Source organism: uncultured Methylibium sp. (genome assembly GCF_902826655.1).
Lineage (GTDB): Bacteria > Pseudomonadota > Gammaproteobacteria > Burkholderiales > Burkholderiaceae_C > Methylibium.
The window spans coordinates 1-20594 of sequence record NZ_CADEFR010000054.1; the positions used below are offsets into that span (position 1 = coordinate 1).

A 20594-nucleotide genomic window follows, 5' to 3' on the forward strand; every position below is an offset into this window, starting at 1 on the left:
GGCGTGCCGCACCCGCTGCACATCCACGGCAGCAACCTCGGCGTGGCCGGCAACATCGAGTCCACGCTCGCCACCATCGAGGCGCTGGAAGGCCTGCCCGCCCACCTGACCCACATCCAGTTCCACGCCTACGGGACCGAGGGGCCGAAGAAGTTCTCGTCGGCCGCGCGCCGGCTGGCCGAGGCGGTCAATGCGAACAGGAACATCAGCCTCGACGTCGGCCAGATCCTGTTCGGACAGACCGTCACCGCCAGCGGCGACACGATGCGCCAGCACGCCAACGCGGACCTCGGCACGCCGCGCAAGTGGGTCGGCGCCGACATCGAGTGCGACGCCGGCTGCGGCGTCGTGCCCTTCAAGTACCGCGAGCAGAGCTTCGTCAACGCGCTGCAGTGGCTGATCGGGCTGGAGATCTTCCTGCTGGTCGACGACCCCTGGCGCGTGGTGATGACCACCGACCACCCGAACGGCGCGCCCTTCACCAGCTACCCGCACCTGATCCGGCTGCTGATGGACAAGAGCTTCCGCGACGAGCAGATGGCGAAGCTCAATCCGGACGCGGTGGCGATGAGCTCGCTCGGCTCGATCCAGCGCGAGCTGAGCCTCAACGAGATCGCGATCATGACCCGCGCCGGCCCGGCCCGGCTGCTGGGCCTGAAGGACCGCGGCCACCTCGGCACAGGCGCGGCGGCCGACATCGCGATCTACCGCGAGGACGCCAACCGAGAAACGATGTTCACCGCGCCCGAGCACGTGTTCAAGGACGGCGTGCAGGTCGCTCGCCGGGGCGTCATCACCGCGACGCCGACGGGAGGCACCCACTTCGTCGAGCCGGCCTTCGACCGCGGCATCGAGAAGCTGATCGGCAAGTATGCAAACGAGCACCTGGCCGTCGCGCCGCGCCACCTGGTGATCGGCCACGACGAGTTATGCCGCTGCTGCAACGGCGGGCGCTTGCTGCCGGCGGCGTGCTTCGAGACCAGCGCGAACTGACGACGATGGAACTCAACGGCATCACCATCGACGACAGCTTCGCCGAGGCCTTTCCGATGAAGGGCACGCGGCTGATCGTCACCGCGCACGACATGACCTGGGCGCGCCATGCTGCGGTCGCGACCACCGGCTTCGCGACCTCGGTGATCGCCTGCGGCTGCGAGGCCGGCATCGAGCGCGAGCTGTCACCCGAGGAGACGCCCGACGGCCGGCCCGGCATCAGCCTCCTGATCTTCTCGATGAGCGGCAAGGAACTGGCCAAGCAGGTCGAGAAGCGCGTCGGCCAGTGCGTGCTGACCTGCCCGACCACGGCGGTCTATGCCGGGCTCCTGCCGCCGCAAGGCACCGATCCGATCGCGCTCGGCAAGAACCTGCGCTTCTTCGGCGACGGCTGGCAGCAGAGCAAGATGATCGCGGGTCAGCGCTACTGGCGCGTGCCGGTGATGGATGGCGAGTTCGTCGCGCAGGAGACGACCTGGGTCACGACCAAGGCGGTGGGCGGCGGCAACCTGCTGCTGCTGGCGACCGACACCGCGAGCGCGCTGCGCGCCGCCGAAGCGGCCGTCGCGGCGATGAAGCAGGTGCCCAACATCATCATGCCCTTCCCCGGCGGCGTGGTGCGCTCGGGATCGAAGGTCGGCTCCAGGTACCCGACGCTGGGCGCGTCGACCAACGACGCTTACTGCCCCAGCCTGCGCGAGCTGGCGAAGCAGTCGGACCTGAGCCCCGACATCGGCAGCGTGATGGAGATCGTCATCGACGGCCTGACCGACGCCGACGTGGCCGCGGCCATGCGCGCGGGACTCGAGGCCGCGATCGCCCTGGGCGCCGGCTCCGGCCTGAAGCGCATCGGCGCGGGCAACTACGGCGGCAAGCTCGGGCCCTTCCTGTATCACCTGCACAAGCTGGTTCCCGACGCGAAGGGAGCGGCGCAATGAGCGGCTGGAAGCTCACGCTGAAGTCGCAGCCGGCGTTGCGGGTTGACCTGCGCTCGCTGTCGCCTGCCGCCTTCGCCGATTCGAGCGCCGCCGCGGTCGGCAAGCACGTCGTTCATCACGGCAATGAAGCGGTCGCCCTCGGCGACCTGTTCACCATCGCACCGCACACCGACGGCGAACTGCGTCTCGAAGGCGATCTGTCGCGCTTCGACCGCATCGGCTGGCAGCTGGCTGGCGGCACGATCCGCATCGAAGGTACGACGGGCGACTACCTCGGCGCCGGCATGAGTGCTGGCGAGGTTCACGCCACCGGCAACGCCGGGATGCTGGCTGCCTGCGAGATGTCGGGCGGCCGGCTCGAGATCGGCGGCGACGCCGGCGACTGCGCGGCCAGCGGCCTGCCCGGCAGCATGGACGGCATGCGCGGCGGCACGCTGCTCGTGCGCGGCAGCGCGGGCCAGCGCTTCGGCGACCGCATGCGGCGCGGCACGGCGCTGGTGTTCGGCGATGCGGGCGACTTCTGCGCCTCGCGCATGGTCGCCGGCACGATCGCGGTGGGCGGCCGCCTTGGCGCGCACCCGGGCTACGGCATGCGGCGCGGCACGCTGCTGGCGCTGGGCCCGGCGCCCACGGTGCCGCCGACCTTCGCCGCGACCAACGTGAACATCGGTGTGTTCTGGCAGCTGCTGGCGCGCGACCTGGCACGCCACGGCGGCGTGTTCGCGACGCTGGGCCCGCGCTGCGCCTGGCGCCATGTCGGCGACCTGGCCGCCGGCGGCAAGGGCGAGTTGCTGATCCTGAGTCCCTGACCGTTCGGGCTGAGCCTGTCGAAGCCCTGCGCGGCACTTCGACAAGCTCAGTGCGAACGGAATTTCACATTTCCATCACTCGACCCACCACCATGAGCAAGACCTACACCTTCCATGCCGGCGAAGCCACCGTCCTCGCCGCCGACGGCCAGTTCACCGACGCGATGCCCGAGATCCTGATCGGCCGCACCGACGGGCCCGTGGGCGCCGCCTTCGCGAACATGATGGCCCAGAGCAAGGGCCACACCGCCATGTTCGCGATCCGCGCCTGCAACCAGCTGGTCCGCCCGGCGACGATGACGGTGCCCAAGGTGACGCTCAAGGACAGCGCCAACATCGACCTGTTCGGCGGCGTGGTCCAGTCGGCCACCGCCGACGCGGTGCTGGACAGCGTGATCGAGGGCGTGATCCCGAAGGACAAGGTCGACGAGCTGTGCATCGTCAGCCTGGTCTGGATCGACCCGCGCTGCGCCAAGGACCCGAACCTCGACAAGAAGGACATGTACCGCACCAACTACGAGGCGACCAAGCTGGCGATCAAGCGCGCGCTGAACAACGAGCCGTCGATCGACGAACTCATTGCGAACCGCAACAAGATCAAGCACGACATGGATGATTGGAGCTAGGCCTCGTTCGACGCGCGGTCGCGGCAGCCGTTGCGAAGCAAGGCACCCGCGGACTCGGCCTCATTCGACGCCGCATGAACACAACACCGGTCTTCGCCCTCCTCGACGACCGCGCCGCGAGCGCCGAGCATCCGACGAGCCGGCTCTACACGGCCTACGCCCACGAGCGCCGCTGCATCGATCCGGCGGCGCTCGATGCTTTCTGGGCGGAGGTCGAGGCGGACCAGAAGCTCGGCCTGCACGCGCTGCTGCTGATCGACTACGAATGGGGCAGCAAGCTGCTGGGCGCCGGTCGCCGGCCCGGTGACGAAGCGGCCGCGCTGAGAGTGCTGCTGTTCCGCGAGCTGCGCTTCCTGTCGCGCGACGACGCCGACCGCTGGCTCGCCCGGCAGGACGACAGCGCCGAGCCGCGGCCCGCCGGCGTGCTGGACGTGCAGGCCAGCGTCACCCGCGACGAGTTCCATGCGGCGATCGGCCGCATCCACGAGGCCATCCGCGCCGGCGAGACCTACCAGGTCAACTACACCTACCGGCTCGACTTCGCCGCGCACGGCGCGCCGGTCTCGCTGTACCGGCGGCTGCGCGCGCGCCAGCCGGTGCCCTACGGCGCCTTCGTCGCGCTGCCGCCGTCGTCCGACGCGCAGGCGCCGACCCATGTGCTGTCCTGTTCGCCCGAGCTCTTCGTGCGCCACGCGGCCGGCCGGCTCACCGCCAGGCCGATGAAGGGCACGGCGCCGCGCCGCGCGGTGATGGAAGGCGACAGCGAGACCGCACGCCATCTGCACCTGGACACCAAGAACCGCGCCGAGAACCTGATGATCGTGGACCTGCTGCGCAACGACCTGGGGCGGATCGCGACGGTCGGCTCGGTGCGGGTGCCGGGGCTCTTCGACGTCGAGTCGCACGCGACGGTGTTCCAGATGACCTCGACCGTCGAGGCCGAGGCGAAGGCAGGTCTCGGCATGCCCGAGCTGCTGCGCGCGATCTTTCCCTGCGGGTCGATCACCGGCGCACCGAAGTACCACACGATGGACCTGATCGCGGGCCTCGAATCGACCCCGCGCGGCCTGTACTGCGGCGCGATCGGCTGGATGGATGCGCCGACCCAGGCCGGATCGCTCGGCGACTTCTGCCTGTCCGTCGCGATCCGCACGCTGACGCTCGGCCCCGAGCGGGACGGCCTGCGCGCGGGCCGGCTGGGCATTGGCGCCGGCATCGTGCTCGACAGCGTGGCCGAGGACGAGTACGCCGAGTGCCAGCTCAAGGGCCGCTTCCTCACCGGCCTGGACCCGGGCTTCGCGATCTTCGAGACGATGCATGCGATGCGCGAGGCCGGCGTGCGCCATCTCGACCGACACCTCGCGCGACTGGGCCGCAGCGCGGCGACTCTCGGCTTCGTCTGCGACGAGATCGAGATGCGCGAGGCGATCCAGCTCGAGGTCGGCCGACTCGCCCCTGACGCACCGCACCGCCTGCGGCTCGGCCTTGCCCGCAGCGGCCGCTTCGACCTGATCGTGCAGCCGCTCGCGCCGCTGCCCGACGGCCCGGTCGGCCTGCGCATCGAACCGCGGCCGCTGCCGGCCGCGCGCCCGCTGTCCGCGCACAAGTCGACGCTGCGCGCCGAGTACGACGCCGGCCTGCGCGCCGCCGAGGCGAGCGGGGCCTTCGACAGCCTGTTCTTCACGCCCGACGGGTGGCTGGTCGAGGGCGGCCGCAGCAACGTCTTCGTCCGCCTGGACGGCCGCTGGTTCACGCCGCCGCTCGCCGACGGCGCCCTGCCCGGCGTGATGCGCGGCCTGCTGCTGGAAGACCCGGCCTGGGCCGCGACGGAGCGCTCGCTGACGCGCGCCGAGCTGCTGCGTGCCGAGGCGATCGTCGTCTGCAATGCGCTGCGCGGTGCCCTGCCCGCGCGACTGGCCTGAGCCCGGGGGACGGCGTGCGGCTCGCGCTCTTCGACCTGGATCACACGCTGATCCCCTTCGACAGCGGCATGGCCTGGTTGCGCTTCCTGGCGTCGCACGAGCGACTGCCGCCCGAGACCGCCGACGTCTACCTCGACCGCTGCCGCGGCTATGTCGAAGGCCAGGTCGACGTGCGGGCCTTGCAGCGCGCCTTGCTCCTGCCGCTGCGCGAGGTCGCGCGCGCCGATCTCGACGCCTGGCTGGCCGAGTTCGCCGTCGACCTGCCGGCCTCGCTGCCGGCCGCGGCGCGCGCGCTGGTCGACCGGCATCGCGACGACGGCGACCTGTGCTGCCTGGTGACGGCGACGCCGCGCTTCATCGCGGAGCGCTACGCCGCGGCCTTCGGCATCGACGAGGTGCTGGCGAGCGAGGCGCTGGCCGATTCGCACGGGCGCCTGACCGGCGATATCGCCGGCCAGCCTTGCGTCGGTGAACACAAGCTGACGCGGGTCAGGGACTGGCTGCGGCTGCAGGACCTGTCGCTCGATGGGCTCGAGCGCAGCTGGTTCTACAGCGATTCGAGCGGCGACCTGCCGCTGCTGCGTGCCGTGAGCGTGCCGGTGGCGGTGCGCCCGGACCCGCGCTTGCGCGAGCTGGCCGAGCGCGAGGGCTGGGCCGTGAGGATGCTCGACGGGCCGGCGGCCTGAGCGACTACTGCGGCTGCCGCGCGCGCAGCTTGAGCATCAGCTTCAGGTACTCGAGCTTGACGTTGAGCAGCGTCAGCTCGTCGACGAGCGCCTTCCAGGCCGCCTGGTTGGAGTCGAAGGCCGCCAGCTGGGGCAGCGGGGTCGGCTTGGGCGGGATGGGGGCGTCCATGAGGTCGTCGCGTGATTTCCTTCATGGTCGCGCTGCCCCTGCGGCCCGGCAACCCCGCGCTTCGGGTGGGCCCCCGAGGCGCGGGAGCCGCCTCACCCGCGTTCGATCACCGCGAAGGCGCTGTGGTTGTGGATGCTCTCGAAGTTCTCGACCTCGACGCGGTAGCGCCCGATGCCCGGCTCGGCGTTGAGGCGCAGCGCCACGTCGCGCACCAGGTCCTCGACGAACTTCGGGTTCTCGTAGGCGCGCTCGGTGATCCACTTCTCGTCGGGACGCTTGAGCAGGCCCCAGATCTCGCTGGAGGCCGACTCCTCGGCGAAGCGCACCAGGGCGTCGAAGCCAAGTTCCGCCTTCAGCTCGGCGCGGATGGTCACGTGCGAGCGCTGGTTGTGCGCCCCGTAGTCCGAGATCTCCTTCGAGCAGGGGCACAGGCTCTTGACCGGCACCACCACCTCGCACCAGATCGTGCCGACACCGTCGCGCCGCTCGGCGATCCACGCGCCTTCGTAGTCCAGCAGGCTGGCCACGCCGGAGACCGGCGCGTGCTTGCGGATGAAGAAGGGAAAGTGCGCCTCGATCCGGCCTTCGACGGCGTGCAGCTTCTCCAGCATCGCGGCCAGCTCGGTGCGCAGCCGCGCCGCGTCGAGCGGCCGGCCGTCGGCATTGAGCGCTTCCAGCCACGCCACGAAGCGCGACATGTGGGTGCCCTTCTGCTCGGCGGGCAGCGCCACGTCGAGACTCCAGGTCGCGACCGTCGGTGCGACGGTCTCGCCGACCCGCACGGTCAGCGGGTAGCGCACCGACTTCACGCCGACCCGCTGGATCGCCAGGTGACGCTCGTCGCGGGCGCTCTGCGTGTCCGGGATGTGCAGCAGGCTGGCGGCGGTGGCGGGGTGGGTCATGTCGTTCATGGAGGCGGGTGACGGGCATCTTGCACCCGCCATTCTCGGTGTTCAGTCGCGAGGATGACAGCTGGCGGCTTTCCGCGCTGCGGCAAGGGTTCCGGGGTCCCCGACTCCGGGGAGGCCCGGACCGCGCGTGCCTTGCTGCGCAACGGCCGGCGCGACCGAGGCTTCGGTCATCGCCTAGCCCCCGCTCCAGCGATGGCGGAGACCGCGCGTGCCTTGCTGCGCAACGGCCGGCGCGACCGAGGCTTCGGTCATCGCCTAGCCGTTGATCGCCGGCCTCACCAGCTCGAGCTTGCCGCCGAAGCGCTTGAGGATGCTCTGTTCGATGCCCGCCGCATCCAGGCCCAGCATGGACAGCAGCTTGGCCGGGTCGCCGTGCTCGACGAAGCTGTCGGGCAGGCCGAGGGTCAGCACCGGGATGCTCACGCCGGCCGCCTGCAGGGCCTCGAGCACGGCACTCCCGGCACCGCCCGGCAGGCAGCCTTCCTCGACCGTCACCAGCGCTTCGTGGCTGCGCGCCAGCTGCAGCAGCAGGTCGGTGTCGAGCGGCTTGACGAAGCGCATGTTGGCCACGGTGGCGTCGAGCCGCTCGCCGGCCGCCAGCGCGGGATACAGCAGCGTCCCGAAGGCCAGGATCGCGATGCGGCGCGAGCGCCCTTCGCGCCGCAGCTCGCCGCGACCCCAGGGCAGGGCCTGCAGCCCGGGATCGATGGCCGCGCCGATGCCGGCGCCGCGCGGATAGCGCACCGCGACCGGATGACTCTGCTCGAAGGCGCTGGTCAGGGCCTGGCGGCATTCGTTCTCGTCGGCCGGCGCGATCAGGCTGCAGTTGGGAATGCAGCGGATGTAGGCGATGTCGTAGGCGCCGGCGTGGGTGGCGCCGTCGGCACCGACGAGGCCGGCCCGGTCGAGCGCAAAGACCACCGGCAGGTTCTGGATCGCGACGTCGTGGATCAGCTGGTCGTAGCCGCGCTGCAGGAAGGTCGAGTAGATCGCGACCACCGGCTTCATGCCCTCGCAGGCCAGGCCGCCGGCGAAGGTGACGGCGTGCTGCTCGGCGATGCCGACATCGAAGTAGCGCTTCGGGAAGCGCTGCTCGAACTCGACCATGCCCGAGCCCTCGCGCATCGCCGGCGTGATGCCGACGAGGCGCTCGTCCTGGGCCGCCATGTCGCACAGCCACTGGCCGAACACCTGCGTGAAAGTGATCTTGGGCGGCGTCGCGGGCTTCTTGATGCCTTCGGCCGGGTTGAACTTGCTCGGCCCGTGGTAGGCCACCGGGTCGGCTTCGGCGAGCTTGTAGCCGTAGCCCTTCTTGGTGACGACGTGCAGGAACTGCGGGCCCTTGCGGTCGCGCAGGTTCTCGAGCGTCGGGATCAGCGCATCGAGGTCGTGCCCGTCGATCGGGCCGACGTAGGTGAAGCCGAACTCCTCGAAGATGGTGCCCGGCACGACCATGCCCTTGGCGTGTTCCTCGAAGCGCCGCGCCAGCTCGAACAGCGGCGGCGCGTTCTTCAGCACCGTCTTCGCGCCCTCGCGCGCGGCGTCGTAGAACTTGCCGCTCATCAGGCGCGCCAGGTACTTGTTGAGCGCGCCGACCGGCGGGCTGATCGACATGTCGTTGTCGTTCAGCACCACCAGCATGTTGGCGCCGGCCACGCCGGCGTTGTTGAGGGCCTCGAAGGCCATGCCGGCGGTCATCGCGCCGTCGCCGATGATGGCCACGGTGCGGCGTTCCTCGCCCTTGATCTTGGCGGCCAGCGCCATGCCCAGCGCCGCCGAGATCGACGTCGACGAGTGGGCCGTGCCGAAGGTGTCGTACTCGCTCTCGTCGCGGCGCGGGAAACCGCTGATGCCGCCCAGCTGACGCAGGCTGCCCATGCGATCACGCCGGCCGGTCAGGATCTTGTGCGGATAGGTCTGGTGGCCGACGTCCCAGACCAGGCGGTCTTGTGGCGTGTCGAAGACGCCGTGCAGCGCGACCGTCAGCTCGACCGTGCCCAGGTTGCTGGAGAGGTGCCCGCCGGTCTGCGACACGCTGGTCAGCACGTGGTCGCGCAGTTCGCCGGCCAGTTGCTTGAGCTCGGCGCGCGACAGCCGGCGCAGGTCGGCCGGCGTGTCGATGGTCGAAAGCAGGGGATAGGACTTCATCGGGATCAGCTGTCGCGCTCGACGACCTTGTCGGCCAGCAGGCTCAGCCAGGCTGCATTGTGCAGCCCGCTGCGCGCCAGCGCGGCCTGGGCCTGCTCGCGCAGGGCCTGGGCGCGACGCTGCGCGGCTTCGAGGCCGAGCACGGTCACGTAGGTGGGCTTGTTGTTGTCGGCATCCTTGCCGGCGGTCTTGCCCAGGGTGTCGGACGCCTGGGTCGCGTCGAGGATGTCGTCGACCACCTGGAAGGCCAGGCCGAGGGCGGCGCCGTATTCGCTGAGCGCGTCTCGCGCGACCGCCGTGGTGTCGCCGCAGGCTGCACCCATCATCACGCTGGCCTGCAGCAGGGCGCCGGTCTTGCGGCGGTGCATGTCGCACAACGCCTGCTCGTCGAGCGGGCGACCGACGCTGGCGAGGTCGATCGCCTGGCCACCGGCCATGCCGTGCTGTCCGGCCGCGCGCGCCAGCAGGCCGCACAGCCGCGCCTGCAGGACCAGCGGCACGCTGTCATCGTCGGGCGTCAGGACCTCGAAGGCCAGCGCCTGCATGGCGTCGCCGGCCAGCATCGCCTGGGCCTCACCGAACTGCACGTGGACAGTCGGCTTGCCGCGGCGCAGGACGTCGTCGTCCATGCACGGCATGTCGTCGTGGATCAGCGAGTAGGCGTGGATCAGTTCGACGGCACAGGCCGCACGCAGGGCCGCCTCGCTGTCGTGGGCGCCGACCGCCTCGGCCGCCGACAGGACCAGCAGCGGCCGCAGGCGCTTGCCGCCGTCGAGCACGCCGTAGCGCATGGATTCGGCCAGCCCGGCGGGCGCCTCGGCCGGCACCCAGCGGTCGAGCGCCGCCTCGACGACGGCGAGCCGTTCGCGCGACCAGCTGTCGAACTCGTCGCGCTTCATGAGGGACCGACCCAGGGCTTGAGCTGGCCGGCCTCGAGGACCTGGACCTGCTGCTCCACCGCTTCGAGCTGGTTGCGGCAGTAGCCCAGCAGCACGGCGCCGCGGCGATAGCCGGCGAGCAGGCGGTCGAGCGGCAACTGGCCGCCCTCCATGGCAGCGACCAGCTGCTCGAGCTCGGCCAGCGCCGCCTCGTAGCTGGCGGGCTCGGCTTCGGGCGTGTTCCCGGTAGCAGGTGCTTGCTTGGCCATGAATCGCGTGAAAAAAGGAATTGTAGTCAGCGCGTCGTCAAGCGCCCCCGTCGGGTGTCAGCATTTGTGCAGCGCGGGATGTGCGCCCGATTGGAGCGACGCCTCCGGGGAAGGACAACCCCCAAAGGAAGGACGCCGCTAGAATCGCGCCCCTCGCCCTCCATCGGTTTCCTGCAGGCCTTGGGGACCATGTCCGACCTCAGCATCACCCGCGAAGTCCTCGAGCGCAGCCACGCGCAGCTGCCGGTGTCGAGCTATTTCGACGAGGCCGTGTACCGCCGCGAGCAGGCGCTGGTCATCCAGCCCGGCCCGCGCTATCTCGGGCATGCCTTGTCGGTGCCCGAGATCGGCGACCACTTCGCGTTGCCGCAGGAGGGCGAAGGTCGCGCGCTGGTGCGGACGGCCCAGGGCATCGAGCTGATCTCCAACGTCTGCCGGCACCGCCAGGCGGTGATGCTGCGCGGCCGCGGCAACGCCGGCAGCCACATCGTGTGCCCGCTGCACCGCTGGACCTACGACCTGTCCGGCCAGCTGGTCGGCGCACCGCACTTCCCCGACGATCCCTGCCTGCACCTCAACAACTATCCCGTGCAGTCCTGGAACGGCCTGCTGTTCGAGGGCGGGCCGGGCCGCCGCGACGTCGCGGCCGACCTGTCCGGCCTGACCCTGCCGCCCGAGTTCGACTTCTCCGGCTACGTGTTCGACCGCGTGCACCTGCACCAGTGCGACTACAACTGGAAGAGCTTCATCGAGGTCTACCTCGAGGACTACCACGTCGGCCCCTTCCATCCCGGCCTGGGCAACTTCGTCGCCACCGACGACCTGCGCTGGCAGATGGGGCGCGAGTTCTCGCTGCAGACCGTGGGCGTCGCCAGGCACGCCGGCGAGGCGCTGGGCAAGCCCGGCTCCGACGTCTACCGCCGCTGGCACGAGGCCCTGCTCAACTTCCGCGGCGGCAAGCCGCCGCGCCACGGCGCGATCTGGCTGACCTACCACCCGACCGTGATGCTGGAGTGGTACCCGCATGTGCTGGTGGTGTCGACGCTGGTGCCGCAGGGGCCGCGCAAGACGCTCAACGTCGTCGAGTTCTTCTACCCCGAGGAGATCGCCGGCTTCGAGCGCGAGTTCGTCGAGGCCCAGCAGGCCGCCTACATGGAGACCTGCGTCGAGGACGACGAGATCGCGCTGCGCATGGACGCCGGCCGCGAGGCGCTGTGGCGGCGCGGCGACGACGAGGCCGGCCCCTACCAGAGCCCGATGGAAGACGGCATGCAGCACTTCCACGAGTGGTACCAGCGCAGGATGGCGATCAGTGATCGGTGAGTGGTGATCGGCAGCCGTCGCCGCGCACGGGCGCCCACCGATCACCGATCACGATTCACTGCTCACCGCGACATGTCCGCTCCGTTGCTGATGGTGCTGGCAACGCTGCTGTTCGCGGCGATGAGCGTGTGCGTCAAGTACGCCTCGGCGCACTACGCCACCGCCGAGATCGTGTTCTATCGCGGCGTGGTCGGTGCACTGGCGATGGCGGCGCTGCTGCGCTCGCGCGGCGTCCCGCTGCGCACGCCGGTGCCGGCGATGCACCTGTGGCGCTCGGTGGTCGGCGTCACCGCGCTCGGGCTGTGGTTCTACGCCATCGGCGGCCTGCCGCTGGCCACCGCGATGACGCTCAACTACATGTCGTCGGTGTGGATGGCGCTGTTCCTGATCGGCGGCGCGATCATGCTCGGCCGCTCGGCGATCGACGGTCGGCTGGTGGCGACGGTGCTGATCGGCTTCGTCGGCGTCGCGCTGATCCTGCGCCCGACGATGGAGCGCGACCAGCTCTGGCACGGCCTGCTCGGCCTGCTGTCGGGCATGCTGGCCGCGATGGCCTACCTGCAGGTGACGGCGCTGGGGCGCGTGGGCGAACCCGAGCCGCGCGTCGTCTTCTACTTCTCGCTCGGCAGCGTCGTCGCCGGCCTCGCGGCGCTGCCCTTCAGCGGTGGCATGCACCGCGAGCACACGCTCTTCGGCGTCGCGATGCTGCTGGCCGTCGGCGTGCTGGCCACGACGGCGCAGCTGCTGATGACGCGCGCCTACGCGACCGGCCGGCCGCTGGTCAACGCGAGCCTGCAGTACCTCGGCATCGCCTACTCCTTCGTGTTCGGCGTGCTGCTGTTCGACGACCCGGTCACGCCGATGGCGCTGGCCGGCATGGTGCTCGTCGTCGTCGCCGGTCTCGCGGCCACGCAACTGCGCAGCTTCAGCGCCCCGAAGGACGCCACCACCTCGACCCTGGAGAGCTGATGACCGCCCTGCCCACCCCCTTGATCGGCGCCGAGGCGCTGCGCCGCCGCCTCGCCGATGGCACCCCGACGCTGCTGGTCGAGACCTCGTTCGACCTGACCGACCCCGCCGCCGGCGAACGCAGCCACGCTGCGGGCCACCTGCCCGGTGCGCACTACCTGCACCTCGACCGCGACCTGGCCGACCATGCGCCGCCGGCCGACGGTCGCTTCCGCGGCCGCCATCCGCTGCCGACGCCCGCAGCCTTTGCGCTGACGCTCGGGCGGCTCGGGATCACGCCGTCCAGCGCGGTCGTCCTCTACGACCGCCAGGGCGGCGTCTACGCCGCCCGCGCCTGGTGGATGCTGCGCTGGATGGGCCATCGCGAGGTCGCGGTGCTCGATGGCGGCGTGGCCGCGTGGCAGGCGGCCGGCGGTGCGCTCGATGACGCCGCACCCGCGGCAACCGCCGGCACCGTCTATGCAGTCGCCGACGACGCCATGATGCCCACGATCGACGCCGCCGCGCTGCAGGCCTCGCTGGGCGGCGTGCGCCTGCTCGACGCGCGCGCGCCCGAGCGCTTCCGCGGCGAGGTCGAGCCGCTCGACCCGGTCGCCGGCCACATCCCCGGCGCCCTGAACCGCCCGTTCAAGGACAACCTCGACGCCCAGGGGCGCTTCCTCGCGCGGGACGCATTGCGTGCAGCCTTCGAGCCGCTGCTGGCGGGCCGGCCGCCGGGCGAGGTCGTCCACCAGTGCGGCTCGGGCGTCACCGCCTGCCACAACCTGCTGGCGATGGAAGCCGCCGGGCTGCCGGGTTCCGTGCTCTACCCGGGCTCCTGGAGCGAGTGGTGCGCCGACCCGGCGCGGCCCGTCGCGCGCGGCTGACGAGGAAACCACCGCGCGCTTGACCTGGATCACTTGACCGCGCGACGCCCGCGGCGCAGGCTAGTCCCATCCCGCCGCGACCGCGCGGCGCCCTGACGGAGACCGGCCATGTACCAGCGCATCCTCGTCCCCACCGACGGCAGCGACATCACCGCCAAGGCCGTCGCCACCGCGATCACGCTCGCCCGGTCGCTGGGCGCGCAGGTCGAGACGATGTCCGTCAAGGACCCGTTCCCGTACAGCGCGATCAGCGAGATCCAGCCGATTGCGCCGCAGGAGTACTTCGAGGCCCAGGAGCGCATCGCCCGCCAGCGCGTCGACCAGGTCGTCGCCACCTGCCGCGAGGCCGGGCTCGACTGCCCGGCCACCACCGTCGAGGCCCTGCACCCCTGGCAGGCCATCGTCGACCACGCCAAGGCGCGCGGCTGCGACCTGATCGTGATGGCCTCGCACGGCCGCCGCGGCATGAGCGCGCTGCTGCTGGGCAGCGAGACGCAGCGGGTGCTGATCCACACCACGCTGCCGGTGCTGGTGGTCCGCTGACCGATGCTGCTGGACGCCGACGCCACTGCGGCCCGCCTTCCCTGCGCCGCCCTGGCGGCCGAGATCGGTCTGCTGCTGCGCGACCCGGCGGTGCAGGTGCCGCCGCGCCTGGTGCCCGAGCTGCCGGGCGGCAGCCACCTCTTCGTGATGCCGGCCTTCGATGCGCGCGTCGCGATCGCCAAGCTCATCAGCTTCACGCCGGCGAATGCCGGCACCGGACGGCCCACGATCCAGGGCGACGTGGTCGTCTTCGACGTCGCGACCGGCACGCGCCGGCTGGTGCTGGACGGCCCGACCGTGACCGCGCGCCGCACGGCGGCGGTGTCGCTGCTGGCGGCGCGCCTGCTGGCGCCGCAGCCGGACGGACCGCTGCTGGTGATCGGCGCCGGCGTGCAGGGACGCGCGCACGTCGAGGCCTTCGTCGACGGCCTGGGCGTGCGCGAGGTCCTGATCGCCTCGCGCAGCACCGCCGGTGCCGAGGCCCTGGCGGCGCGCGCGCGGGCGCTGGGCGCCCAGGCCAGCGTCGTCGCCGACGCGGATGCCGCACTGCCCGACTGCCCGCTGGTCGTCACCTGCACGCCGGCACGCGCCGTGGTGCTGCATGCCGCACCGCGCGACGACGCCTTCGTCGCCGCGGTGGGCGCGTTCACGCCGGCGATGTGCGAGCTGGCGCCGGCGCTGGTGCAGCACGTGCAGGCGCGGGGTCGCATCGTCGTCGACACGGCCGATGCGACGCACGAGGCCGGCGACCTGCTGCAGGCCGGCATCGCGGTCGAGCGGCTCGCGACGCTGGCCGATGTGGTCAACGGCCGCTGCGCACCGAGCCGCGAGGGGCCGGTGCTCTTCAAGAGCTGCGGATGGGCCGGCTGGGACCTCGCGGCGGCGCGGCTGGCACTGCCGGCGACGGGCTGATCAGATCAAGCGCCGAACACCAGCCATTGCGCCTGCCCGTCGCGCTGCCGCACCAGGCCGTTCTCGACGCGCAGCGCGTCGTTCACCGCCCAGCCCAGCGCCAGCGGATAGAGGCGTCGCTCGGCATCGAGCACGCGCGCCGCGAGGGTCGCCTCGGTGTCGTCGGCACGCACCGGCACGGCGGCCTGGGCGATGATCGGCCCGTAGTCGAGCTCGGGCGTCACGTAGTGCACGGTGGCGCCGGCCAGCTTGCAGCCCGCCTCGAGCGCACGCCGGTGCGTGTGCAGGCCCGGGAAGGCCGGCAGCAGCGACGGATGGATGTTGATCAGCCGCCCGGCATAGCGCTCGACGAAGCCCGGCGTCAGGATGCGCATGAAGCCGGCCAGCACGACCAGGTCGGGCGCGTGCGCATCGATGGCCTCGGCCAGTGCGGCGTCGAAGGCCTCGCGCCCGGCGAACGCGCGGTGGTCCAGCGCCTGGGTGGCGATCCCGGCCGCCGCCGCGACCTGCAGGCCAGCCGCCTCGGGGCGGTTGCTGATGACCGCGACCAGCTGCGCCGGCCACTGCTCGCGCGCGCAGGCCTCGGCGATCGACGGCAGGTTGGAGCCGCGGCCGGAGATCAGCACGACGATGCGTTTCATGGGCCCGCAGTGTAGGCCCCGCCTCTAGAATCGCCTGCCGTTCCGGCCTCCCCGTCCCTGCGACGAGCGCCCCATGAAACTACGCGTCCTCACCGGCATCACCACCACCGGGACTCCCCACCTCGGCAACTACGTCGGGGCGATCCGCCCCGCCATCGCGGCCAGCCTCGAGCCCGGCGTGCAGAGTTTCTTCTTCCTGGCCGACTACCACGCGCTGATCAAGTGCGAGGACCCCGACCGGATCGAGCGCTCGCGCCTGGAGATCGCGGCCACCTTCCTCGCCTGCGGTCTGGACACGCAGCGCGTGGCCTTCTACCGCCAGAGCGACATTCCCGAGATTCCCGAGCTGACCTGGCTGCTGACCTGCGTCACCGCGAAGGGGCAGATGAATCGGGCCCACGCCTACAAGGCCGCACTGGACGCCAACGTCGCAGCCGGTGAGGACCCGGACGCCGGCATCTCCATGGGGCTGTACAGCTACCCCATCCTGATGGCGGCCGACATCCTGATGTTCAATGCCCACCGGGTTCCCGTCGGCCGCGACCAGGTCCAGCACATCGAGATGGCGCGTGACGTGGCGCAGCGCTTCAACCATCTCTTCGGCCAGCGCAGCGACCTCTTCGTGCTGCCCGAGGCGCAGGTCGAAGAAGCCGTCGCCATGCTGCCGGGTCTGGACGGCCGCAAGATGTCCAAGAGCTACGACAACATCGTGCCGCTGTTCGACGGCGGCGCGGAAGGGCTGAAGGACGCGATCGCCCGCATCGTCACCGACTCGCGCCTGCCCGGCGAGCCCAAGGAGCCCGAGGGGACGACGCTTGTCGCGTTGTACGACGCCTTCGCCACCCCGGCGCAACGCGTGGCATTTCGCGACGAGTTGCGGGCCGGCCTCGGCTGGGGCGAAGCCAAGCAGAAGCTCACGACGCTGGTCGAGGCCGAGGTGGCCCCGATGCGCGCGCGCTACGCGCAGCTGATGAGTCATCCCGAGCAGATCGAGGACGCCCTGCAGGCGGGCGCCAGCAAGGCGCGCGCGGTGGCCAAGCCGTTTCTCGAGCAGCTGCGCCGGGCGGTCGGGCTGCGGCCGATGCTGGCGACACCGGCGTCTGGCGCGCTCCACCTTCAGGGCCATGCTCCCTCAGTCGTTATCAAGCCCGCGCTACCGGTCTTCAAGCAGTATCGCGAGACCGACGGTCGTTTCTTCTTCAAGCTGGCGGCCGCCAACGGTGAACTGCTGCTGCAGAGCCGCGGCCTGGCCGATGCGCGCGAGGCCGGCGGCTGGGTCAAGCGCCTGAAGACCGAGGGGGCGACCGCGCTCGACGCCGCACCGGTGGCGCTGGCCGACGGCGTGGACCGCGCCGCGGTCGAGGACGCGCTGGCCGCGCTGGTCGCGTCGCAGGACTGAGCCGCGACGCCAGCGCCTCGGCCATGGCCGGCATCCACATCACCGACATCGAGTCCGCCATCAACTGGTGGCGCGAGCGCTCGCCCTCGCCCGACGGCATCACCGCCTGCGCCGAGGTGCGGGCGCTGGCCGAGGTCTACGCGCTGCTGGTGTACTACCGCGAAAGCGAGTGCGACGACGCCTCGATGCCGCCCCAGGCCAAGGCCGCGTGGCTCGCCTGGTACGCCGGCACGCCGGACGCGCCCTGCATCGCGATCTGCTCCACCAGCCAGGGCGACGCCGTCTGCAAGGGCTGCGGCCGCACCGAGGGCGAGGTGCAGCACTGGCCGGCGATGAGCCCGGCCGAGAAGCGCGCGGTGTGGCGCCGCATCACGATGGAAGGCACGGCGTGGCGCTTCAACCGCTACGCCGAGCGCGCGCTGCAGGGCAAGCCCGTGCCCGCCGAGCCGCCTGCCGCCTGAGCCTGCGATGCACGTCGACATCCAGTTGCCGCTCGGCCGCACCACGGCGATCCAGCGGCTGCGTGCCCAGGGCTTCTGCGTGCTGACGCCGAGTGCGGTCGAAACGCTGACCGGCCAGCCGATCGAACACTTCGACGACATGCTGCCCTACTGGGACGACCTGGCGGCCGACCAGCACCTCAAGGATGGCGGCCACTACCGCTACCGGCGCCACGGCTGCTTCATCCAGAGCCTGGATCCGCCGCAGCTCGAGGCGGTGCCGCACCGCATGCACTGGCAGCCGACGACCTACAACGCGCTGCACGGCGGCATGGAGCGCTGGTTCGAACCCCTGGCCACCGGCCTGGTGCTGCTGCCGGCCTGGAGCGCGCTGCTGTTCGACCTGGGCGCGCTGTTCGCCAAGGTCCGCGCACCGGCCGACGGCCGCTGGTACATCGAGGCCCATCCCTTCCGCATCGACACCGAGGGCGGCGTGGGCCGCCCCACGCCCGAGGGCGCGCACCGCGACGGCGTCGACTTCGTCGCGGTGGTCTTCGTCGGCCGCGAGGGCGTGCGCGGCGGCGAGACGCGCATCTTCGAGGCCGACGGGCCCGACGGCGTGCGCTTCACGCTGCACGAGCCCTGGACCGCGCTGCTGCTCGACGACGAGCGCGTGATCCACGAGAGCACGCCCATCCTGCCCGACGACGCCAACGCCCCGGGCTGGCGCGACACGCTGGTGCTGACCTACCGCGCCGGCGGCTTCCAGTCGCCCGGCGAAGCCGCCACGACGATCTGAGGCCGCCTCAGTCGCGCCGCGCGATGCGCTGCAGCGCATCGCCGGTGACGCGGCAGATGCGCCAGTCGGGCAGCACGCTGGCGCCCATCGCCTCGTAGAAGCGGATCGCCGGCTCGTTCCAGTCGAGCACGCTCCACTCGAAGCGGCCGCAGCCACGCTCGACCGCCAGCGCGCCCAGGCGCTGCAGCAGCGCCTTGCCGATGCCCAGGCCGCGCTGCCCGGGCAGCACGAACAGGTCCTCGAGGTAGAGCCCGGGCTTGCACAGGAAGGTCGAGAAGTTGGTGAAGAAGAGCGCGAAGCCCACCACGCGACGACCCTCGCGACCGTCGTCCAGTTCGGCCACCAGCGCCTCGGCCGCCGGCCGCTCGCCGAACAGCTGCGGGTGCAGCTTCTCGGGCGTCACTTCGAGCAGGTGGGTCAGCTTCTCGTAGTCGGCCAGCGCGGCGATCAGCCGCACCAGGTCGTCCAGGTCGCGCGGCTCGGCGGCGCGCAGGGTGAAGGCAGTGCTCATCGCGGGATTGTCTCCGCGGCGACCGCCGCCGGACGCTCGCCTCGCTACAGTGCGGCGATGGATGCGCCCGCCTACATCGCCCGCCGCACGGCACGGTCCGAGTTCTTCGACGTGCGCGGCCTGCGCTACCACGCGCACGTCTGGGGCGATGCCTCGCTGGCCACGCCCAAGCGGCCGACGCTGCTGCTGATGCACGGCTGGATGGATGTCGGCGCGTCCTTCCAGTTCGTCGTCGACGCGCTGGCCGCCGACCGCCACGTGGTCGCCGCCGACTGGCGAGGCTTCGGCCGCAGCGAGCCGCCGCCCGGCACCGACGCCTACTGGTTCGCCGACTACCTGGGCGACCTCGACGCGCTGGTCGACCAACTCTCGCCCGCGCAGCCGGTGGACCTGCTCGGTCACAGCATGGGCGGCAACGTCGTCACGATCTACGCCGGCGTGCGGCCCGAGCGCATCCGCCGCCTGGTCAACCTCGAGGGTTTCGGCCTGCCGCAGTCCCGGCCGACGCAGGCGCCCAAGCGCTACGCAAGCTGGCTCGACGAGCTGAAGACCCCGCAGCGCCTGCGCGACTACGCCTCGCTGGACGAGGTGGCCGCGCGGCTGCGTCAGAACAACCCGCGCCTGCCGCCTGATCGCGCGGCCTGGCTGGCGCCGCACTGGGCGCGACTCGACGAGGCGAGCGGCCGCTGGCTCATCCAGGGCGACCCGGCGCACAGGCGGGCCAACCCGGTGCTCTACCGCGTCGAGGAAGTGCTGGCCTGCTGGGCGCGCATCGCGGCGCCGATGCTGTGGGTCCAGGGCCGCGAGACCGACGTCGCCAAGTACTGGGGCGACCGCTACCCGCTGGGCGAGTTCGAGGAGCGGCTGAAGGCCGTGCCCCGCGTCGAGAAGATCATGATCGACGCCGCCGGACACATGCTGCATCACGACCAGCCGCAGGTGCTGGCCGCGCACATCGAGCGCTTCCTGGACGCCCCCTGAGCGTTCCGGCGCCGCGTGTGAAAATTGCGGCTTCGGCCGGCGCCCGACGCCAGCCCCACGAACACGAAGGAACCGCCATGGACATCGAACACATCAACGCCCTCGGTGCGCAGCTCTCGGACCTGAGCCAGCGCACGGCCGACCTCCGGAGGTATCTTTGACTTCGATGAGAAGTCGCGCCGCCTGAGCGAGGTCAACGCCGCGCTCGAGGATCCGACGGTCTGGAACGACCCGAAGAACGCCCAGGGCCTGGGCCGGGAGAAGAAGTCGCTGGAAGCGGTGGTCGAGACCATCGCCTCGCTGGAGCGCAACCTCGCCGACAACACCGAGCTCTACGAGATGAGCAAGGACGACGGCGACGTCGACGGCCTGCGCGCGATCGAGGCCGAGACCGCGGGCCTGGCCGCGCAGGTGGAACAGCTCGAGTTCCGCCGCATGTTCAACAACCCGGCCGATCCGCTGCCCTGCTTCCTGGACATCCAGGCCGGCGCCGGCGGCACCGAGGCCTGCGACTGGGCGCAGATGCTGCTGCGCCAGTACCTGCGCTACTGCGAGCGCAAGGACTTCAAGGTCGAGGTGCTGGAAGAGACCGAGGGCGACGTCGCCGGCATCCGCAGCGCCACGCTCAAGATCGACGGCGACTACGCCTTCGGCCACCTGCGCACCGAGACCGGCGTGCACCGGCTCGTGCGCAAGAGCCCGTTCGACTCGTCCGGCGGCCGCCACACCTCGTTCGCGAGCGTGTTCGTCTACCCCGAGGTCGACGACTCGATCGAAATCGAGATCAACCCGGCCGACGTGCGCACCGACACCTTCCGCGCCAGCGGCGCCGGCGGCCAGCACATCAACAAGACCGACTCG

At 71.3% G+C, this 20594-nt stretch carries 22 protein-coding genes and 1 pseudogene; 16 read left to right on the plus strand and 7 right to left on the minus strand.

Going from position 1 to position 20594, the window contains the following annotated elements:
* The 6 genes from QZV97_RS16585 to QZV97_RS16610 all read left to right on the plus strand — a co-directional run.
* On the plus strand, positions 1-993 hold a 993-nt coding region (locus QZV97_RS16585; RefSeq protein WP_295644971.1), incomplete at its 5' end, for a formylmethanofuran dehydrogenase subunit A.
* Between the two features lie 5 nt (positions 994-998).
* Positions 999-1931 carry a formylmethanofuran--tetrahydromethanopterin N-formyltransferase gene (gene fhcD, locus QZV97_RS16590; RefSeq protein ID WP_295645031.1) on the plus strand — a complete coding sequence of 311 codons (933 nt, stop codon included), beginning with the start codon at positions 999-1001 and terminating at the stop codon, positions 1929-1931.
* Positions 1928-2740 carry a formylmethanofuran dehydrogenase subunit C gene (locus QZV97_RS16595; protein WP_295644974.1) on the plus strand — a complete coding sequence of 271 codons (813 nt, stop codon included), beginning with the start codon at positions 1928-1930 and terminating at the stop codon, positions 2738-2740. Before fhcD ends, QZV97_RS16595 begins: the two co-directional genes overlap by 4 nt.
* 92 nt (positions 2741-2832) lie before the next feature.
* On the plus strand, positions 2833-3366 hold the full coding sequence (gene fae / locus QZV97_RS16600) for a formaldehyde-activating enzyme (protein ID WP_295644977.1): 534 nt from the start codon (positions 2833-2835) through the stop codon (positions 3364-3366).
* A gap of 74 nt (positions 3367-3440) precedes the next feature.
* Positions 3441-5288: an aminodeoxychorismate synthase component I gene (gene pabB / locus QZV97_RS16605; RefSeq protein WP_295644980.1), complete on the plus strand. Its 1848-nt coding sequence runs from the start codon at positions 3441-3443 to the stop codon at positions 5286-5288.
* 14 nt (positions 5289-5302) lie between these two features.
* The gene (locus QZV97_RS16610) at positions 5303-5974 is read left to right on the plus strand and encodes an HAD-IB family hydrolase (protein ID WP_295644983.1); all 672 of its coding nucleotides are present in this window, start codon (positions 5303-5305) and stop codon (positions 5972-5974) included.
* 4 nt (positions 5975-5978) lie between these two features.
* On the opposite strand, the gene QZV97_RS16615 is transcribed toward QZV97_RS16610, so the two are convergent.
* The 5 genes from QZV97_RS16615 to QZV97_RS16635 form a co-directional block, all read right to left on the minus strand.
* Entirely contained in the window at positions 5979-6143 is a 165-nt protein-coding gene (locus QZV97_RS16615; RefSeq protein WP_295644986.1) for a hypothetical protein, read from the minus strand.
* Positions 6144-6235: 92 nt separating this feature from the next.
* Complete coding sequence (folE2, locus tag QZV97_RS16620) at positions 6236-7054, minus strand: GTP cyclohydrolase FolE2 (protein ID WP_295644989.1); 819 nt, start codon at positions 7052-7054, stop codon at positions 6236-6238.
* A 255-nt stretch (positions 7055-7309) separates the two neighbouring features.
* On the minus strand, positions 7310-9208 hold the full coding sequence (dxs, locus tag QZV97_RS16625) for a 1-deoxy-D-xylulose-5-phosphate synthase (RefSeq protein ID WP_295645034.1): 1899 nt from the start codon (positions 9206-9208) through the stop codon (positions 7310-7312).
* Positions 9208-10101, minus strand: coding sequence for a polyprenyl synthetase family protein (locus QZV97_RS16630; protein ID WP_295644992.1), 894 nt, complete (start codon positions 10099-10101; stop codon positions 9208-9210). The genes dxs and QZV97_RS16630 overlap by 1 nt, the downstream gene beginning before the upstream one ends.
* Complete coding sequence (locus tag QZV97_RS16635; RefSeq protein WP_295644995.1) at positions 10098-10349, minus strand: exodeoxyribonuclease VII small subunit; 252 nt, start codon at positions 10347-10349, stop codon at positions 10098-10100. The genes QZV97_RS16630 and QZV97_RS16635 overlap by 4 nt, the downstream gene beginning before the upstream one ends.
* A gap of 189 nt (positions 10350-10538) precedes the next feature.
* Between QZV97_RS16635 and QZV97_RS16640 the strand changes: the two genes are divergently transcribed.
* The 5 genes from QZV97_RS16640 to QZV97_RS16660 all read left to right on the plus strand — a co-directional run bounded on the left by QZV97_RS16640 (position 10539) and on the right by QZV97_RS16660 (position 14962).
* Positions 10539-11672, plus strand: coding sequence for an aromatic ring-hydroxylating dioxygenase subunit alpha (locus QZV97_RS16640; protein WP_295644998.1), 1134 nt, complete (start codon positions 10539-10541; stop codon positions 11670-11672).
* Between the two features lie 72 nt (positions 11673-11744).
* Positions 11745-12641, plus strand: coding sequence for a DMT family transporter (locus QZV97_RS16645; RefSeq protein ID WP_295645001.1), 897 nt, complete (start codon positions 11745-11747; stop codon positions 12639-12641).
* Complete coding sequence (locus QZV97_RS16650) at positions 12641-13507, plus strand: sulfurtransferase (protein WP_295645004.1); 867 nt, start codon at positions 12641-12643, stop codon at positions 13505-13507. Before QZV97_RS16645 ends, QZV97_RS16650 begins: the two co-directional genes overlap by 1 nt.
* Before the next feature lie 108 nt (positions 13508-13615).
* Positions 13616-14050, plus strand: a complete 435-nt coding sequence (locus QZV97_RS16655; protein WP_295645007.1) for a universal stress protein — start codon at positions 13616-13618, stop codon at positions 14048-14050.
* A gap of 3 nt (positions 14051-14053) precedes the next feature.
* Positions 14054-14962: a delta(1)-pyrroline-2-carboxylate reductase family protein gene (locus tag QZV97_RS16660; protein ID WP_295645010.1), complete on the plus strand. Its 909-nt coding sequence runs from the start codon at positions 14054-14056 to the stop codon at positions 14960-14962.
* A 5-nt stretch (positions 14963-14967) separates the two neighbouring features.
* On the opposite strand, the gene purN is transcribed toward QZV97_RS16660, so the two are convergent.
* Positions 14968-15603, minus strand: a complete 636-nt coding sequence (purN, locus tag QZV97_RS16665) for a phosphoribosylglycinamide formyltransferase (RefSeq protein ID WP_295645013.1) — start codon at positions 15601-15603, stop codon at positions 14968-14970.
* A gap of 73 nt (positions 15604-15676) precedes the next feature.
* On the opposite strand from purN, the gene QZV97_RS16670 reads away from it, so the two are divergent.
* Genes QZV97_RS16670 through QZV97_RS16680 form a run of 3 tightly spaced genes read left to right on the plus strand, consistent with a single transcriptional unit; the run spans position 15677 to position 18241 of the window.
* Positions 15677-17002 carry a tryptophan--tRNA ligase gene (locus QZV97_RS16670; RefSeq protein ID WP_295645015.1) on the plus strand — a complete coding sequence of 442 codons (1326 nt, stop codon included), beginning with the start codon at positions 15677-15679 and terminating at the stop codon, positions 17000-17002.
* Positions 17003-17025: 23 nt separating this feature from the next.
* Positions 17026-17463 (plus strand): DUF3717 domain-containing protein, encoded by a 438-nt coding sequence (locus QZV97_RS16675; RefSeq protein ID WP_295645018.1) that lies wholly within the window; start codon positions 17026-17028, stop codon positions 17461-17463.
* Positions 17464-17470: 7 nt separating this feature from the next.
* Positions 17471-18241 (plus strand): 2OG-Fe dioxygenase family protein, encoded by a 771-nt coding sequence (locus QZV97_RS16680; protein WP_295645022.1) that lies wholly within the window; start codon positions 17471-17473, stop codon positions 18239-18241.
* Between the two features lie 7 nt (positions 18242-18248).
* On the opposite strand, the gene QZV97_RS16685 is transcribed toward QZV97_RS16680, so the two are convergent.
* The gene (locus QZV97_RS16685) at positions 18249-18752 is read right to left on the minus strand and encodes a GNAT family N-acetyltransferase (protein ID WP_295645025.1); all 504 of its coding nucleotides are present in this window, start codon (positions 18750-18752) and stop codon (positions 18249-18251) included.
* 57 nt (positions 18753-18809) lie between these two features.
* Between QZV97_RS16685 and QZV97_RS16690 the strand changes: the two genes are divergently transcribed.
* Both QZV97_RS16690 and QZV97_RS16695 read left to right on the plus strand, forming a co-directional pair.
* Positions 18810-19733, plus strand: coding sequence for an alpha/beta hydrolase (locus QZV97_RS16690; protein ID WP_295645028.1), 924 nt, complete (start codon positions 18810-18812; stop codon positions 19731-19733).
* 77 nt (positions 19734-19810) lie between these two features.
* Positions 19811-20594: pseudogene (locus QZV97_RS16695) on the plus strand (PCRF domain-containing protein); the annotation flags it as partial.

What these genes read in the sequence shown, in the direction of transcription:
- fhcD (WP_295645031.1), top strand. Translation starts at nt 999, where the DNA reads ATGGAACTCAACGGCATCACCATCGACGACAGCTTCGCCGAGGCCTTT.
- QZV97_RS16595 (WP_295644974.1), top strand. Translation starts at nt 1,928, where the DNA reads ATGAGCGGCTGGAAGCTCACGCTGAAGTCGCAGCCGGCGTTGCGGGTT.
- fae (WP_295644977.1), top strand. Translation starts at nt 2,833, where the DNA reads ATGAGCAAGACCTACACCTTCCATGCCGGCGAAGCCACCGTCCTCGCC.
- pabB (WP_295644980.1), top strand. Translation starts at nt 3,441, where the DNA reads ATGAACACAACACCGGTCTTCGCCCTCCTCGACGACCGCGCCGCGAGC.
- QZV97_RS16615 (WP_295644986.1), bottom strand. Translation starts at nt 6,143, where the DNA reads ATGGACGCCCCCATCCCGCCCAAGCCGACCCCGCTGCCCCAGCTGGCG.
- folE2 (WP_295644989.1), bottom strand. Translation starts at nt 7,054, where the DNA reads ATGAACGACATGACCCACCCCGCCACCGCCGCCAGCCTGCTGCACATC.
- QZV97_RS16630 (WP_295644992.1), bottom strand. Translation starts at nt 10,101, where the DNA reads ATGAAGCGCGACGAGTTCGACAGCTGGTCGCGCGAACGGCTCGCCGTC.
- QZV97_RS16635 (WP_295644995.1), bottom strand. Translation starts at nt 10,349, where the DNA reads ATGGCCAAGCAAGCACCTGCTACCGGGAACACGCCCGAAGCCGAGCCC.
- QZV97_RS16640 (WP_295644998.1), top strand. Translation starts at nt 10,539, where the DNA reads ATGTCCGACCTCAGCATCACCCGCGAAGTCCTCGAGCGCAGCCACGCG.
- QZV97_RS16645 (WP_295645001.1), top strand. Translation starts at nt 11,745, where the DNA reads ATGTCCGCTCCGTTGCTGATGGTGCTGGCAACGCTGCTGTTCGCGGCG.
- QZV97_RS16650 (WP_295645004.1), top strand. Translation starts at nt 12,641, where the DNA reads ATGACCGCCCTGCCCACCCCCTTGATCGGCGCCGAGGCGCTGCGCCGC.
- QZV97_RS16655 (WP_295645007.1), top strand. Translation starts at nt 13,616, where the DNA reads ATGTACCAGCGCATCCTCGTCCCCACCGACGGCAGCGACATCACCGCC.
- QZV97_RS16660 (WP_295645010.1), top strand. Translation starts at nt 14,054, where the DNA reads ATGCTGCTGGACGCCGACGCCACTGCGGCCCGCCTTCCCTGCGCCGCC.
- purN (WP_295645013.1), bottom strand. Translation starts at nt 15,603, where the DNA reads ATGAAACGCATCGTCGTGCTGATCTCCGGCCGCGGCTCCAACCTGCCG.
- QZV97_RS16670 (WP_295645015.1), top strand. Translation starts at nt 15,677, where the DNA reads ATGAAACTACGCGTCCTCACCGGCATCACCACCACCGGGACTCCCCAC.
- QZV97_RS16675 (WP_295645018.1), top strand. Translation starts at nt 17,026, where the DNA reads ATGGCCGGCATCCACATCACCGACATCGAGTCCGCCATCAACTGGTGG.
- QZV97_RS16680 (WP_295645022.1), top strand. Translation starts at nt 17,471, where the DNA reads ATGCACGTCGACATCCAGTTGCCGCTCGGCCGCACCACGGCGATCCAG.
- QZV97_RS16685 (WP_295645025.1), bottom strand. Translation starts at nt 18,752, where the DNA reads ATGAGCACTGCCTTCACCCTGCGCGCCGCCGAGCCGCGCGACCTGGAC.
- QZV97_RS16690 (WP_295645028.1), top strand. Translation starts at nt 18,810, where the DNA reads ATGGATGCGCCCGCCTACATCGCCCGCCGCACGGCACGGTCCGAGTTC.